This window comes from Mesorhizobium sp. 131-3-5, assembly GCF_016756575.1.
Classification (GTDB): domain Bacteria; phylum Pseudomonadota; class Alphaproteobacteria; order Rhizobiales; family Rhizobiaceae; genus Mesorhizobium; species Mesorhizobium jarvisii.
Genome location: NZ_AP023254.1, coordinates 4475306 through 4490745, shown reverse-complemented (window position 1 = coordinate 4490745; position 15440 = coordinate 4475306). Strand labels below are relative to the sequence as shown.

The following is a 15440-nucleotide window of genomic DNA, read 5'->3' as shown; positions in this document are numbered from 1 at the left end:
ACATTGCGGCTGATATGGCTAGAGAATGTGCAACGAATGGACGTGCTTGGTTTTTGTGCATGGTTAACTCAACCAGATTGGCCGCGCCTTTGAACGTCGGCGGCGTGGAAATCCGCAATCGCGTATTCCTCGCGCCGATGTCGGGCATCACCGACGAGCCTTTCCGGCGGCGCGCCCATGCGCATGGCGCGGGCCTGGTTGTATCCGAAATGGTGGCAAGCGGCGAACTCGCCAAGGGAAGAGCCGGCTTCGATCTGCGCATACGTCATTCGGGCCTGCCCGTCCATATGGTGCAGCTAGCCGGCCGCGAAGCGGCATACATGGCCGAAGGCGCGCGGATCGCCGCGGGCGAGGGCGCTGACATCATCGACATCAACATGGGCTGTCCGGCCAAGAAGGTCACTGGTGGTTATGCCGGCTCGGCATTGATGCTGGATCTCGACCATGCGCTGTCGCTGATCGAGGCCGTGGTCGGCGCGGTCAAGGTGCCGGTGACGGTCAAGATGCGGCTCGGCTGGGACGAAGGCGCGCTCAATGCGCCAATCCTCGCGCGCCGGGCCGAGCAGGCGGGCGTCAAGATGGTGACGGTGCATGGCCGCACGCGCTGCCAGTTCTACCAAGGCAAGGCCGACTGGCGCGCCATCGCTCGCGTCAAGGAAGTTGTGTCCATTCCGGTCGTTGCCAATGGCGATGTCTGTTCCCCGGCCGAGGCAGCCGCCATTCTCGACCAATCGGGCGCTGATGCGGTGATGGTCGGGCGCGCGCATTACGGCGTGCCCTGGATCGCCGGTGGCATCGCGGCAGCGGCGGCGGGCCAAACGGCGGCCAACGTGCCGCAGACTGCCGCGGCTCTGGCCGACTATATCGTTGGCCACTACGAGGACATGCTGGCGCTTTATGGCGTCGAGAGCGGTTTGCGCCAGGCGCGCAAACATCTGGGCTGGTATCTCGATCGCCATGCTGTTGGCGTCGCCGACGACCATCGAAAGGCCATCCTGACGACGTTCGATCCGGCTCGCGTCATTGCCTTGCTGCGCAATGTGTTTTCGCGCGATCCGCAACCCTTGAGCCTGCGGAGCGCCGCATGAACGCCACCGCTGGCCAGGGAACTGAAATGGCGGATGCCGCCCAGATCGTCCTCAACACCATCCGCCGCCCGGTGATCATGATCAGCGAGGACGGGTTCATCACCTTCGCCAATGCCGATGCCGAGGACTTCTTTCGCTCCAGCGCGACCATGCTGGCGCGCAACACGCTGTCCAAGCTCGTCCCCTTCGGCAGCCCGCTGCTGACCCTGGTCGATCAGGTGCGCGAGCGCCGGGCTCCGGTCAACGAGTATCGGGTCGATGTGTCGTCGCCACGCCTCGGCATCGAGAAGGTCGTCGATCTCTATGTCGCACCAGTGTCGGAATTCCCGGGCTCCGTCGTGGTCATGTTCCAGGAACGGTCGATGGCCGACAAGATCGACCGGCAGATGACGCATCGCGGTGCCGCACGCTCTGTGACCGGCCTCGCAGCGATGCTCGCCCACGAGATCAAGAACCCGCTCTCCGGCATCCGCGGCGCAGCCCAGCTGCTCGAACTGTCCGCCTCCGACGAAGACCGCGCACTGACCCGGCTGATCACCGACGAGACGGACCGCATCGTCTCGCTGGTCGATCGCATGGAGGTGTTTTCCGACGAGCGGCCGATCGATCGCTACCCCGTCAACATCCATGTCGTACTTGACCATGTGAAGGCGATCGCAAAGAACGGTTTTGCGAAGAAAATCAGGATATTGGAGGACTATGATCCATCATTGCCTCCGGTATTCGCCAATCGCGACCAGCTGATCCAGGTGTTCCTGAACCTGGTCAAGAACGCCGCCGAGGCAATCGGCAGCGACCCGCATGGCGAGATCGTGCTGTCGACCGCATTCCGGCCGGGCATCCGCGTTTCGGTTCCAGGCACGCAGGACCGCGTGTCGCTGCCGCTCGAGTTCTGCGTGCGCGACAATGGCTCCGGTGTCTCGGAGGATATCCTGCCGATCCTGTTCGATCCCTTCATCACCACCAAGCCGAACGGCTCGGGGCTGGGGTTGGCGCTGGTCGCCAAGATCGTCGGCGAGCATGGCGGCATCATCGAATGCGAATCGACCCCGCGCGGGACCACCTTTCGCATCCTGATGCCGGCCTGGAAGGAAACGCCGTTCGGCGCTGAAGAAGACGGTGAAGGAGACCGCAAATGACCGTTCGCGGCAATATTCTCGTCGCCGATGACGATGCGGCGATCCGCACCGTGCTCAACCAGGCTCTCTCGCGCGTCGGCCACGAGGTGCGCGTCACGTCCAACGCCTCGACCTTGTGGCGCTGGGTGGCGGCGGGCGAGGGCGACCTTGTCATCACCGACGTGGTGATGCCGGACGAGAACGCCTTCGACATGCTGCCGCGCATCAAGAAGGCGCGGCCGGAGCTGCCCGTCATCGTCATGAGCGCCCAGAACACGTTCATGACCGCAATCCGTGCATCCGAGACCGGCGCCTATGAATATCTGCCGAAACCGTTCGACCTGACCGAACTGCTCAACATCGTCAACCGGGCGCTGTCGGAGCCCCGCCGGCCGAAGATCGATGCGCGGCCCGATGAACAGCCCGAAACGATGCCGCTGGTCGGCCGCTCGGCTGCCATGCAGGACATCTACCGCATGCTGGCACGCATGATGCAGACCGACCTGACGGTGATGATCTCGGGCGAATCCGGCACCGGCAAGGAACTGGTGGCGCGCGCGCTGCATGAATATGGCCGCCGTCGCGGCGGACCGTTCGTCGCCATCAACATGGCGGCGATTCCGCGCGACCTGATCGAATCGGAACTGTTCGGCCACGAGAAGGGGGCTTTCACCGGTGCCCAGAACCGCTCCACCGGCCGCTTCGAGCAGGCAGAGGGCGGCACGCTGTTCCTCGACGAGATCGGCGACATGCCGATGGAGGCGCAGACGCGCCTGCTGCGTGTCCTGCAGCAGGGCGAATACACGACGGTCGGCGGCCGCACGCCGATCAAAACGGATGTGCGCATCGTCGCCGCCACCAACAAGGATCTGCGCACCTTGATCAACCAGGGACTGTTCCGCGAGGATCTGTTCTATCGTCTCAACGTCGTTCCGCTGAGGCTGCCGGCGCTGCGTGAGCGCTCCGAGGACGTGCCCGATCTCGTGCGCCACTTCTTCAAGCTCGGCGAGATGGAAGGGCTGCAGACCAAGCGTATTTCGTCCGGCGGCATCGAACTGATGAAACGCTACCCGTGGCCGGGCAATGTGCGCGAACTGGAAAACCTGGTTCGCCGGCTGGCCGCGCTCTATTCACAGGATGAGATCTCCGCCGAAATCATCGAGGCGGAGCTGAAGACCGGCGAGCGCCCCGTGGTGCCCGGCGGCGGCAACCTCATTCCCGACGACCTCTCCATCGGCCAGGCGGTCGAGCATTTCCTGCAGCGCTATTTCGCCTCGTTTGCCGGCGAATTGCCGCCCGCCGGGCTTTACCAGCGCATCCTGTCCGAAGTCGAATATCCGCTGGTCCTGGCCTCGATGACGGCAACCCGCGGCAACCAGATCAAGGCCGCGGAGCTGCTGGGGCTCAACCGCAACACGCTGCGCAAGAAGATTCGCGAACTGGGCGTCAACGTCTATAAATCGTCGCGGCCGGGCTGAGCGCTGATCTGACGCACTCTTTTCAGGGGACTGAGCGGCGAAAGATTTCCGCCATTGTCACACTTGTTGCATAATCGCCACAATGCGTTGCATAGATCGGACGCAATCATTGGCTCCCAGACGGCGACATGGCTCCGCAGGCACCTGTACTCAACCAACCGCTATTCAGCGAACCCGGCGCGCGCGACGGTCGCCGCTTGCTGGCATTGCCCGGCGTGGTGGCGGTTGTCGGCGCGCTGGTCATGGCGGCCATTTCGTTCACCATCCTGGTCGGCGCGACGCCGATCGCGCCTGACGCCAGGACGACCTGGGCGCTGATCGCGCTCAACGCCGCTTTCGTGCTGTTCCTGATGGCGCTGGTCGGGCGCGAGGTCCATCGCATCGTCATGGCGCGCCGGCACGGCAAGGCGGCCTCGCGCCTGCATGTGCGCATCGTTGCCATGTTCGCGCTGGTTGCCGCCATTCCCGCCATCATGGTGGCCATCATCGCCTCGATCACGCTCGATATCGGCCTTGATCGCTGGTTCGAGATCCGCACCAAGACGATCGTCAATTCCTCGCTGTCGATCGCCGATGCCTATGTCCAGGAAAATGCCCGCAACTTGCAGGGCACGACGCTGTCGATGGCCTATGATCTCGACGCGTCGCGAACACTCTACGGCCTTGATCGCACAGGCTTTCTCGACCTCTTGAACAAGGAGGCGGTGGGCCGGTCGCTGGCCCATGCGGCGCTGATCAAGCCCGACGGTTCGTTCGTCATGAGCGCGCAGACCGATGCCGATTTCGCCATGCCGGAACCGCCGGAAGGCGCAGTCAGCAGCGCCACCGATGGCAAACCGGTGCTGATAGAGCCGCGCACCCGCAACATCATGGGCGCCATCGTCAAGCTGCGCGAGATCGAGGGCCTCTACCTCTACACCATCCGCCTTGTCGATCCCGAGGTGATCAAGGCGAGGCAGATCGTCAGATCCAACACCGACGAGTATCGCAATCTCGAAGACAACAGGCGCACCTCGCAAGTGGCCTTCGCACTGCCCTATCTGTCGCTGACCCTGATCATCATCCTGTCGGCGATCTGGACCGGCATCGCGGTCGCCGACCGTCTCGTGCGGCCGATTCGCCAGCTCATTGGCGCTGCCGACGAGGTGGCGACAGGCAATCTAGACGTCGCGGTTCCGGTCAGGCCTTCCGACGGCGACGTCGCCTCGCTGGGTGACACCTTCAACAAGATGCTGCTGGAGCTGAAATCGCAACGCAACGAGATCCTGTCGGCAAAGGACCTGATCGACGAACGGCGGCGCTTTTCCGAAGCCGTGCTTGCCGGTGTTACCGCCGGTGTCATCGGCGTCGATCCCTACGGCATCGTCACCATCGTCAACCGTTCGGCCGAATCGATGCTGGCCATCTCCGCCAGTGCTGCACTCGGGCAGAACCTTTCCGCCATTCTGCCGCATGTTGGCCGTGTCTTCGAGATCGGCCGCCAGTCGGGCAAGCCCGTCTACCGAGAGCAGGTGACGTTTTTCCGCGCCGGCACGGAACGCACATTCAACGTGCAGATCACCGTCGAGGCGGGCGATGACGGCTCGGAGGAGAAATCCTACGTCGTGACCGTCGACGACATCACTGATCTGGTCCAGGCGCAGCGTTCTTCCGCCTGGGCCGATGTGGCGCGCCGCATCGCCCACGAGATCAAGAACCCGCTGACGCCGATCCAGCTTTCGGCCGAGCGCATCAAGCGCCGCTATGGCAAGGTCATCACCGAGGACCGTGAGGTTTTCGACCAATGCACCGACACCATCATCCGGCAGGTCGAGGACATAGGCCGCATGGTCGACGAATTCTCCGCCTTCGCGCGCATGCCCAAGCCCGAGATGAAGGCCATCGATCTGCGCGAATCGCTGCGTGAGGCGTCCTTCCTGGTCGAGGTCAGCCGCGCCGACATCACCTTCGAGCGGATTTTCGGTAACGAACCGCTCAAGGGCACGTTCGACAGTCGCCTTTTGGCGCAAGCTTTCGGCAATGTGATCAAGAACGCCGCCGAGGCGATCGACGGACTGGAACAAAAGGACGGTTCGCACGGCATAATCCGGATTCAAGCCGGTCGTCAGAATGGCGCGATTCGAATCGACGTCATCGACAATGGCAAAGGCCTGCCGCGGGAGAATCGCCAACGGTTGCTCGAGCCCTATATGACCACGCGCGAGAAGGGCACAGGGCTTGGTCTCGCTATCGTCAAGAAGATCGTGGAGGACCATGGCGGCAGGCTGGAACTTCATGATGCGCCTGCGGATTTCCATGGCGGCCGCGGGGCGATGATCAGCATCATCCTGCCGCCCGCGGCCGTCACGCCGTTGCGCGAAGGCAAGTCGGAACACGAGAGAGAAACTGAAAAGGTCGATAATGGCGTCTGATATTCTCATCGTCGATGACGAGGAAGACATCCGCGAGCTCGTCGCAGGCATACTGAGCGACGAAGGTCACGAAACCCGTACGGCATTTGACGCCGACAGCGCGTTGGCGGCCATTGCCGACCGGGCGCCGAGGTTGATTTTCCTCGACATCTGGCTGCAGGGCTCTCGCTTGGACGGCCTGGCGCTGCTGGACGAGATCAAGACCATGCATCCCACTTTGCCCGTGGTGATGATCTCCGGTCACGGCAACATCGAAACGGCGGTCTCGGCCATCCGCCGTGGCGCCTATGATTTCATCGAGAAGCCGTTCAAGGCCGACAGGCTGATTCTCATCGCCGAGCGTGCGCTGGAAACCTCGAAGCTGCGACGCGAGGTTTCCGATCTCAAGCAGCGCAGCGGCGAGACCTTCGACCTGATCGGCATGTCGTCGGCCATGAGCCAGCTGCGCCAGACCATCGAGCGCGTCGCACCGACCAACAGCCGTGTCATGATCATCGGCCCGTCCGGATCAGGCAAGGAACTTGCGGCGCGCGCCATTCACACGCTGTCGGCCCGCAAGGGCGCGCCGTTCGTGACGCTGAGCGCTGCCAACATCACGCCCGAACGCATGGAGATCGAACTGTTCGGCACCGAATCGAACGGTGTCGAGCGCAAGGTCGGCGCGCTGGAGGAGGCCCATCGCGGCATCCTCTACATCGACGAAGTGGCCGACATGCCGCGCGAGACGCAGAACAAGATCCTGCGCGTGCTGGTCGAGCAGCAGTTCGAGCGTGTAGGGGGCACCAAGCGGGTCAAGGTCGATGTCCGCATCATCTCCTCGACCTCGCAGAACCTGGAGGCCATGATCGCCGACGGGCGTTTCCGCGAGGATCTCTACCACCGCCTGGCGGTGGTTCCGGTGATGGTGCCGGGGCTGGCCGAGCGGCGCGAGGATATTCCCTATCTCGTCGACAATTTCATGAAGCAGATCGCCCGCCAGGCCGGCATCAAGCCGCGTCGCATCGGCGACGATGCGCTTGCCGTTCTGCAGGCGCACAATTGGCCGGGCAACGTGCGCCAGCTGCGCAACAATGTCGAACGCCTGATGATCCTGGCGCGCGGCGACGACGTCGATGCGCCGATCACCGCGGACCTTCTGCCGTCCGAGATTGGCGATGTCATGCCGCGAACGCCGAATCAGTCCGACCAGCACATCATGGCGCTGCCGCTGCGCGAAGCGCGTGAACAGTTCGAGAAGGATTATCTGATCGCCCAGATCAACCGCTTTGGCGGCAACATCTCCAAGACCGCCGAGTTCATCGGGATGGAGCGCTCGGCTCTGCACCGCAAACTGAAGTCGCTGGGCGTCTGACGCGCGGACCTGTGCTGAACCGCGCGTGGTCCAAGCATTTGCCGGTTACGGCGGCGGCGGAATCGCATAAGAAAGCCCGAGAATTTTCCAGGGGTCGCCAATGCCGCGCATTGCCTATGTCAACGGGCGCTACGTCGCCCACGCGGACGCTTCCGTGCATATCGAGGATCGCGGCTATCAGTTCGCCGATGGCGTCTATGAGGTCTGCGAGGTGGCGCGCGGCTTCATCGTCGACATGCCGCGCCATCTTGCCCGGCTCAACCGCTCGCTGACCGAATTGTCGATCGCGTGGCCGGTGGCGCGTAACGTGCTGCCGCTCATCCTGCGCGAAGTGGTCAACCGCAACCATGTCGTCAATGGGCTGGTCTATGTGCAGGTAACGCGCGGTGTCGCCAGCCGCGAGTTTGTTTTCCCGTCGGCGGACACCAAGCCGTCTTTGGTGGTCACTGCCAGAAAGGCCGATCCGGCGGCTGGAGCAAAGCGAGCAGAGACCGGTATCGCGGTCATCACCGTGCCAGAAAACCGCTGGGACCGGGTCGATATCAAGACCGTCGGACTGCTGCCCAATGTATTGGCCAAGCAAAAAGCCAAGGAGGCCGGTGCTCAGGAGGCATGGTTCGTCGACACCGACGGCAACGTCAAGGAAGGCGGCTCGTCGAACGCCTGGATCGTCACCAAGGACGGCGTCCTGGTTACGAGGCCAGCGGATCACGGCATCCTGCGCGGCATCACCCGCACGACCATGTTCGAAGTTGCGGCAAAGCTCGGCCTGAAGATCGAAGAGCGCGGTTTTTCCGTCGCCGAGGCCAAGGCGGCGCGCGAGGCGTTCATCAGTTCGGCTACGACGATTGCCATGCCGGTCGTGGCCATTGACGGCGATCCTGTGGCCAATGGGCACCCCGGCTCAGTGACACTTTCGTTACGGCAGGCCTTTTTTGACATTGCGGAAAAAAGTCCAGCCTGATAACCGCACAGGTGGAATGAACATCAATATATCTCGTTCTGCTTGTCGTTACTGACGACAAGACGGTGTTTGCGCGCTTGACATGTGCCCGACAATTTGGCGCATTGGCTTGCAAACCGAAGGGGATCGGCGAAAGACAAGAACAATGGCGGAACGATCGCAAAACCTTCAGGACCTGTTCCTGAATTCAGTTCGCAAGAGCAAGAACCCGCTCACCATCTTCCTCATCAACGGCGTGAAGCTGACCGGTGTGGTTACTTCGTTCGACAATTTCTGTGTGCTGCTGCGCCGCGACGGTCACTCTCAGCTCGTCTACAAGCACGCCATTTCCACGATCATGCCGAGCCAGCCGGTTCAGATGTTCGATGGCGAGGAAAGCCAGGGCGCCTGATTGGCACGTGAGAAGGACGCGGACGGCACGGTTCGCGGAAAACCAGCGCATCATCCCGGGACGGAAGCCAAGGGGCCGACCCGGGCTGTCGTCATTGTGCCCGTGCTTACCCGCCAGCCGCGCGGCGACGACGAAACCAACCGCCCTCGGTTGACGCGCTCGGCCGACGCTCGCCATGACGAGGCGGTCGGCCTTGCGCGCGCCATCAATCTCGACCCTGTCTATACGGCTGTCGTGACGGTCAACGATCCGCGTCCAGCGACCTTGCTCGGCAGCGGCAAGGTTGAAGAGTTCGCCGAGATCGTCAAGGAAAACGACGCCGAGCTGGTCATCGTCGACCATCCACTGACCCCGGTGCAGCAACGCAATCTCGAGAAGGAACTGCATGCCAAGGTTCTGGACCGAACCGGGCTGATCCTAGAAATCTTTGGTGAGCGCGCCCGCACCAAGGAAGGCACGCTGCAGGTCGAGCTTGCCCATCTCAACTACCAGAAGGGCCGCCTGGTTCGCAGCTGGACCCACCTTGAACGCCAGCGCGGTGGCGCCGGCTTCCTCGGCGGCCCCGGCGAAACCCAGATCGAATCCGACCGGCGGCAGTTGCAGGAAAAGATCATCAAGCTGAAGCACGAGCTGGAAACGGTGCGTCGCACCCGCGACCTGCACCGCGCCAAGCGCAAGAAGGTGCCGTTCCCGGTGGTGGCGATCGTCGGCTACACCAATGCCGGCAAGTCGACCCTGTTCAACCGGCTGACCGGCGCGGACGTGTTGGCGCAGGACATGCTGTTCGCCACGCTCGACCCGACGCTGCGCCGCGTGCGCCTGCCGCATGGCACGCCGATCATCCTGTCGGACACGGTCGGTTTCATCTCCGACCTGCCGACGCATTTGATCGCGGCTTTTCGCGCGACGCTGGAAGAGGTGGTCGAAGCCGATCTCGTCATCCATCTGCGCGACATTTCCGATCCCGACACGGCTGCACAGGCCGAGGATGTCGAGCGCATCCTGGCCGACCTCGGTGTCGACGCCAGTGACACCAAGCGTGTGATCGAAGTCTGGAACAAGGTCGACCTGTTGGACGAAGGCAACAGGAGCCGGCTGCTCGCCGATGCCGCCGACGGCAGCAAGGGTCCGCCGATCGCCATATCGGCGGTGACCGGCGAGGGCATCGATGCGCTGAAGGCGCTCATCGAGACGCGCATGGCTGGCGAGCTCGAAGACCTGACGGTGACGATCGAGCCGGCGCAGTTTGGCCTTGTCGATTGGCTGTATCGCAATGGCGATATTGTTTCGCGCACCGACAATGAAGACGGCAGCGCCACCATCTCGCTCAAGGCCACGCAAAGCGCCCGCGAAGAGATTGAAAGCCGATTGCGCCGTAAAAACAACGGCTAGGACGGAGAAATTGCAGGAAAAGTGTATAACGCTTTTCCGTCCTGATTGCCGGCCTATAGGGCCCTACGTCGCGCTCTTCGCTTCCTGCCAGAGCGCTTCCATCTCGTCCAGGGTGGCCTTCTCCAGCGTGTTGCCGGACTTCTCCAGGGCCTGCTCGACATAGTGGAAGCGTGACCGGAATTTTTCGTTGGTGCCGCTCAACGCGGCTTCCGAATCGAGCTTGAGATGACGGCCGAGATTGACGACGGCGAACAGCATGTCGCCGAACTCGTCCTTGATCGAGGCCGTCTCGCCCTTCGCCAGAGCCTCGCGCAATTCGCCGATCTCCTCCTCGATCTTGTCGAGGATGGGGGCTGCCTCGCTCCAGTCGAAGCCGACGCGGGCAGCCTTCTCCTGAAGTTTCAGCGCCCGTGTCAAAGCGGGCAGGGCGACCGGAACACTGTCCAGAAATCCCTTGCCATTGTCTTCGGGGTCGAGGCCGCGCGCGACACGGGCTTGCCGCTTCTCCGCCTTCTCCTGCGCCTTGATCTTCTCCCACATGCCCTTGGCCATGCCGGCGCCGCGGGCTTCCTCGTCGCCGAAGACATGCGGGTGGCGCCGGATCATCTTGGTGGTGATGGCCTGGACGACATCCGGGAAGGCGAATTCACCCGCTTCCTCGGCCATTTGCGCGTGGTAGACGACCTGCAGCAGGAGGTCGCCGAGTTCATCGCGCAGATCACCGAGGTCACCGCGCGCGATGGCGTCCGCCACCTCGTAGGCTTCCTCGATCGTATAGGGCGCGATGGTCGAGAAATCCTGCTCGATGTCCCAGGGGCAGCCGGTCTTCGGCGCACGCAGCGCCGCCATGATCTCGATCAGGCGCGAAATGTCTTTGGATGGCGTCATGCGGCGGATGCTATCCTGCGACCCGACGCGCGGCCAACGCTGTCAGCCTGCGAGGGGGCCTTGTCCACAGCTGAGCCGCCTCAGTCGAGCACGGAGATGATCGCCTTGGCGAGGTCGTCCATGCCGTCCTCTGGCAAACCGGCGACATTGATGCGGCTATCGCCGACCATGTAGACGCCGTACTCGGCACGCAACCGCTCGACCTGCGCTTCCGTGAGACCAAGCCGCGAGAACATGCCGCGATGGCTGGCGACGAAGTCGAAGCGGTCGGAGTTGGACTGCCGGCGCAGCGCCTCGGCGAAAGCCACGCGAAGCCTGAGCATGCGTAGGCGCATCTCTTCCAGTTCGGCTTCCCAGTCGGCGCGCAGGCTTGCGTCTTCCAGCACGATGCGCACCGCCGCGGCACCATGGTCCGGCGGCATCGAATACATTGCACGTGCCGCCGACAGCATCTGGCTCATCGCCACGTCGGCCTGCGCGCTGTCCCTGGCCAGGATCATCGCCGCGCCGACACGGTCGCGGTAGACGGCGAAATTCTTCGAGCAGCTCGAGGCAACGACCATCTCCGGTACTTTCGCCGCCAACAGGCGCAGGCCAATAGCGTCGGCCTCGAGGCCGTCGCCAAAGCCCTGGTAGGCGATGTCGACGAATGGCAGCAGGCCGCGTTCGACGACCAGATCGGTGACGGCCTGCCACTGCGCCGCGTCGAGGTTGGCGCCAGTCGGGTTGTGGCAGCAGCCATGCAGCAGCACCACGTCGCCGTTCTTGGCCGTCCGCAACGCCGCCAGCATGTCGTCGAAACGAACAGCACCAGAGGTCGCATCGAAATAGGGGTATTCGCGGATCTGCAGGCCGGCGGCGCGCATCACCGGCATATGGTTCGGCCAGGTCGGGTCCGACAGCCAGATCGTGGCGTCCGAACGGGTCCGCTTGAGCAGCTCCGCCACCAGGCGAAGCGCACCGGAGCCGCCAGGCGCCTGTGCCGCCCGGATGCGCGTCATGTCCGCGCCCGGCCCGAAGGCGAGCTTGGCCATCACCGCGTTGAACCCGGTGTCGCCCGCGAGCCCGAGATAGGTCTTGGTGTCCTGGCTGTTCAGCAGCCGCTTTTCAGCCTCACGAACGGCGCGCATCACCGGCGTCTTGCCGTCGCGATCCTTGTAGACGCCGACCCCGAGGTCGACTTTGTTGGGTCGCGGATCGGCGCGATAGAGGCCGATCAGGGCCAGGATCTTGTCGGCGGGAGCTGGCTGCAGTTCTTCGAACATCGCTATGGTTCCGTTGGCGCGGCGGAGTGATACGCAAATAGAGCGCACTTCGCCAGCGGTTTAATTGCGCAAAACGGAGGGCGGCACCCAGGGGCGCGGCCTTTCGAAACGATAGCAGCTATTCTCATTGCAGCGTATGCGTCGCTTCGAAAGCGGCTCAAGGAATGACTGCCTCATGCTCGTACGGCTGACGATGATCTGCAACGGCGCCACGGCCGCGACCCGGCGGGGGTCGTTTCCGCTCGATGAGCCGCTGGAGCCGCGCTCGCTGGCGCTGGCGAAGGCGATGCGCGGGACGCTGCGCCGCGCCGACCGCGTGTGGACAGCGCCCGCGCTTCGCGCCCGCCAGACCGCCGAGGCGCTATCGCTGGACGCATCGGTCGAACCGCTCCTGGCGGATCAGGGCTATGGAAGCTGGGCCGGTATGCGTTTTGAGGACCTGCAGGCGGAGCAGCCCGAGGGCATCGCTGCCTGGCTATCAGACCCCAACACAGCGCCGCGTGGTGGCGAGTCGCTGGCTGACGTTGCCCGCCGGGCTTCCGAGTTGATGGACCGGTTGATGGCCAAGCCTGGCCACACAATCGCGCTGACCCATGCCAGCGTCATCCGGACCGCGATCGTGCATGTTCTGGGTGCTCCGCTTGCGGCCTGTTGGAAGATCGATATCGAGCCGCTGAGCATCACCGATTTTCGCAGCGACGGCCGCAGATGGGTGTTGCGCGCCTGCGGTGTAGCCGCGCCCAAATCCGCAACAACGCTTCGCCCTTGAGAGCCAGGCAGGGCGAGGGGATCGCAAACGCGATCCCCCGGCGAAACCACCGGGCATAAGAAAAAAGGCGCGGCTGGGATTAAAATCCCCACATGCTCCGTAAACAGGGCATGAAACGGTCGATGCCACGCTTTGACATCATAGGACAGCTCGGATCGCTGCGGCGCTATGCGCAGTCGCTGACGCGCGACAGCGCGGATGCCGAGGATCTCGTGCATGACGCGCTGGTGCGCGCCTATGAGCGGCGCGGCACCTTCCGCTCCGGCGGAAACCTGCGGGCCTGGCTGCTGTCCATCGTCCACAACGCCTTCATCGACCGCATGCGTTCGCGCCGCTCGGAAGCCGTGCGCATCGAACAGGCCGGATACCTCGCCGATGCCGCCACGCCGGCGCCGCAGGAGCATTCGGTGCGCCTGGCGCAGGTGCGGGACGCCTTTTTCAACCTGCCGGAAGAGCAGCGCTCGGCGCTGCATCTGGTCGCCATCGAAGGGCTTTCCTACCAGCAGGCGGCCAGTGCCACCGGCGTGCCGCTGGGCACGCTGATGTCGCGCATCGGCAGGGCGCGCGCCGCCCTTCGCCAGATGGAAGACGCCGCCCCGGTGCGCGGAAAAAATCATCTCAAGATCGTGGGAGGTGAGCCATGAGCGCTCTTGTCGACCCGGTGACCGACGCCGACCTCGACGCTTATGTCGACGACCAGCTGGATGTCACCCGCCGCATCGAGGTCGAAGCCTTCCTGTCGACTCGCCCGGAGGCCGCCGCGCGCGTCATGTCGGATCTGCGGACCCGCGATGAGCTGCGCGTGGCGCTTGCCGGCTCCAAGGGCATGGCCCGGCCGGCGACCGCTGACGCGGCGCGGCGGCTGGAGAGGGGGCTTGTCCGTGGCCGCATCTTCGGCGTGCTGCAGCGCGCCGCTGCGGTTGCTGCCTTCGTTGCCGCCGGCTGGCTGGCAAACGGCATCATCGGGCCGATGTCGGTGACCAAGGTCGTCGCGTCGCCGCAGCCGCCCGCCTATGTCGACGAGGCCGTGCGGGCACACAGGACGACGCTGGTGCGCGAGACCATGCCCTCGCAGCCGGAAGCGCCCAATTACAGTGCCGGCGAGATCCGTGCTGCGACCGCGATCGTCATGCCGTCGCTGCCAAAGGACTGGAAGGTGCGCGACGTGCAGATCTATCCGTCGCGCTTCGGCCCGAGCGTCGAGGTGGCTGTCGACACCAAGGATATGGGCCTGGTGTCGCTGTTTGCGATCCGGCCGGGAACCTTCGACGTGGTCAAGCCGACCGTCGCGCCGTCGGGCGACATTTCCTCGGCCTATTTCCAGATCGGCGAGGTCGCCTATGCGGTGGTCGCGAAAAGCGGGGTTCATGACCTCGACCGCGCCGCCGAGACGCTCGCCAAAACGCTTTACTGATCGACCCCACGCTTTACTGACCGATCCACAAAGGAGACTGCAAATGAACACGCCCAATCTGGGATATCGCGTCGGCACCGGCGCCCAGGCCGGAGCCGTCTTTGACGAGGGCCTGCGTCAGCACATGCTGCGCGTCTACAACTATATGGGCCTCGGCCTGGTGGTCACCGGCCTGGTCGCCTTCCTGGTGTCGTCGACGCCGGCGCTCTACGTGCCGATCTTCTCCAGCCCGCTGAAATGGGTGGTGATGCTGGCGCCGCTCGCCTTCGTCATGCTGTTTTCGTTCAAGATGCAGACCATGTCGGCGGCCAGCGCTCAGGCAATGTTCTGGGCCTTCTGCGCGGTGATGGGCCTGTCGCTCGCCTCCGTGTTCCTGGTCTTCACCGGCACCAGCATCGCGCGCACCTTCTTCATCGCCGCCACCATGTTCGGCGCCACCAGTCTCTACGGCTATACGACCAGGCGCGACCTGACCCAGTTCTCGTCTTTCCTGATCATGGGCCTGATCGGCGTGGTGATCGCCAGCATCGTCAACATCTTCCTCGGCTCGACCGCGCTGCAGTTCGCCATTTCGGTGATCGGTATCGCCGTCTTCATCGGGCTAACCGCCTGGGACACGCAGACGATCAAGGAACAATATGCCGAGAATTTCGACGCGGAATCGCGCCAGAAGCTGGCTGTTTTCGGTGCTTTCTCGCTCTACCTGAACTTCATCAACATCTTCCAATTGCTGCTGAACTTCACGGGCGAGCGGGAGTAACGACTGTCCGCTGTGGGCAAGGGCGGGGTTCTCGCCCTTGATGCGGAGAGGTGGCCGGAGGAGAAATCCTCCGGCCACAATTCGTTCCTGCAAGACCCGTCTATGCCTTGAGTCCCCAGGAGCTTTTGTTAGTCTGCCGCCGCAGCGGCCT

General features: G+C 63.7%; 14 protein-coding genes. 12 read left to right on the top strand and 2 right to left on the bottom strand.

The window, feature by feature from the left end; all coding sequences use genetic code 11:
• Positions 1-59 precede the first annotated feature (59 nt).
• The 8 genes from dusB (at position 60) to hflX (ending at position 10193) form a co-directional block, all read left to right on the top strand.
• On the top strand, positions 60-1088 hold the full coding sequence (gene dusB / locus JG747_RS21810) for a tRNA dihydrouridine synthase DusB (protein WP_064982415.1): 1029 nt from the start codon (positions 60-62) through the stop codon (positions 1086-1088).
• A complete protein-coding gene (locus tag JG747_RS21805) occupies positions 1085-2227 on the top strand; it encodes a two-component system sensor histidine kinase NtrB (protein WP_019858033.1) in 1143 nt (380 codons plus the stop codon). The genes dusB and JG747_RS21805 overlap by 4 nt, the downstream gene beginning before the upstream one ends.
• Positions 2224-3684, top strand: coding sequence for a nitrogen regulation protein NR(I) (ntrC, locus tag JG747_RS21800; protein WP_019858034.1), 1461 nt, complete (start codon positions 2224-2226; stop codon positions 3682-3684). The genes JG747_RS21805 and ntrC overlap by 4 nt, the downstream gene beginning before the upstream one ends.
• A gap of 128 nt (positions 3685-3812) precedes the next feature.
• On the top strand, positions 3813-6095 hold the full coding sequence (locus JG747_RS21795) for a sensor histidine kinase NtrY-like (RefSeq protein WP_019858035.1): 2283 nt from the start codon (positions 3813-3815) through the stop codon (positions 6093-6095).
• Positions 6085-7446 (top strand): nitrogen assimilation response regulator NtrX, encoded by a 1362-nt coding sequence (gene ntrX, locus JG747_RS21790; protein ID WP_010909346.1) that lies wholly within the window; start codon positions 6085-6087, stop codon positions 7444-7446. The genes JG747_RS21795 and ntrX overlap by 11 nt, the downstream gene beginning before the upstream one ends.
• 100 nt (positions 7447-7546) lie before the next feature.
• Entirely contained in the window at positions 7547-8410 is an 864-nt protein-coding gene (locus JG747_RS21785; RefSeq protein ID WP_019858036.1) for a D-amino-acid transaminase, read from the top strand.
• 145 nt (positions 8411-8555) lie between these two features.
• Positions 8556-8801: an RNA chaperone Hfq gene (gene hfq / locus JG747_RS21780; RefSeq protein ID WP_006202172.1), complete on the top strand. Its 246-nt coding sequence runs from the start codon at positions 8556-8558 to the stop codon at positions 8799-8801.
• Positions 8802-10193, top strand: coding sequence for a GTPase HflX (gene hflX / locus JG747_RS21775; protein WP_202360027.1), 1392 nt, complete (start codon positions 8802-8804; stop codon positions 10191-10193).
• Positions 10194-10256: 63 nt separating this feature from the next.
• Here hflX and mazG read toward each other — a convergent pair whose 3' ends face one another.
• Both mazG and JG747_RS21765 read right to left on the bottom strand, forming a co-directional pair.
• The gene (gene mazG / locus JG747_RS21770; RefSeq protein WP_019858038.1) at positions 10257-11081 is read right to left on the bottom strand and encodes a nucleoside triphosphate pyrophosphohydrolase; all 825 of its coding nucleotides are present in this window, start codon (positions 11079-11081) and stop codon (positions 10257-10259) included.
• Between the two features lie 80 nt (positions 11082-11161).
• Positions 11162-12346, bottom strand: a complete 1185-nt coding sequence (locus JG747_RS21765) for an amino acid aminotransferase (RefSeq protein WP_038646714.1) — start codon at positions 12344-12346, stop codon at positions 11162-11164.
• 175 nt (positions 12347-12521) lie between these two features.
• Between JG747_RS21765 and JG747_RS21760 the strand changes: the two genes are divergently transcribed.
• The 4 genes from JG747_RS21760 (at position 12522) to JG747_RS21745 (ending at position 15289) form a co-directional block, all read left to right on the top strand.
• Complete coding sequence (locus JG747_RS21760; RefSeq protein ID WP_038652645.1) at positions 12522-13115, top strand: histidine phosphatase family protein; 594 nt, start codon at positions 12522-12524, stop codon at positions 13113-13115.
• 110 nt (positions 13116-13225) lie between these two features.
• Positions 13226-13759: a sigma-70 family RNA polymerase sigma factor gene (locus JG747_RS21755; protein WP_038646716.1), complete on the top strand. Its 534-nt coding sequence runs from the start codon at positions 13226-13228 to the stop codon at positions 13757-13759.
• Positions 13756-14529: an anti-sigma factor family protein gene (locus JG747_RS21750; RefSeq protein WP_038646717.1), complete on the top strand. Its 774-nt coding sequence runs from the start codon at positions 13756-13758 to the stop codon at positions 14527-14529. The genes JG747_RS21755 and JG747_RS21750 overlap by 4 nt, the downstream gene beginning before the upstream one ends.
• A 43-nt stretch (positions 14530-14572) precedes the next feature.
• Positions 14573-15289 carry a Bax inhibitor-1/YccA family protein gene (locus tag JG747_RS21745; protein ID WP_038646719.1) on the top strand — a complete coding sequence of 239 codons (717 nt, stop codon included), beginning with the start codon at positions 14573-14575 and terminating at the stop codon, positions 15287-15289.
• Positions 15290-15440 lie beyond the last annotated feature (151 nt).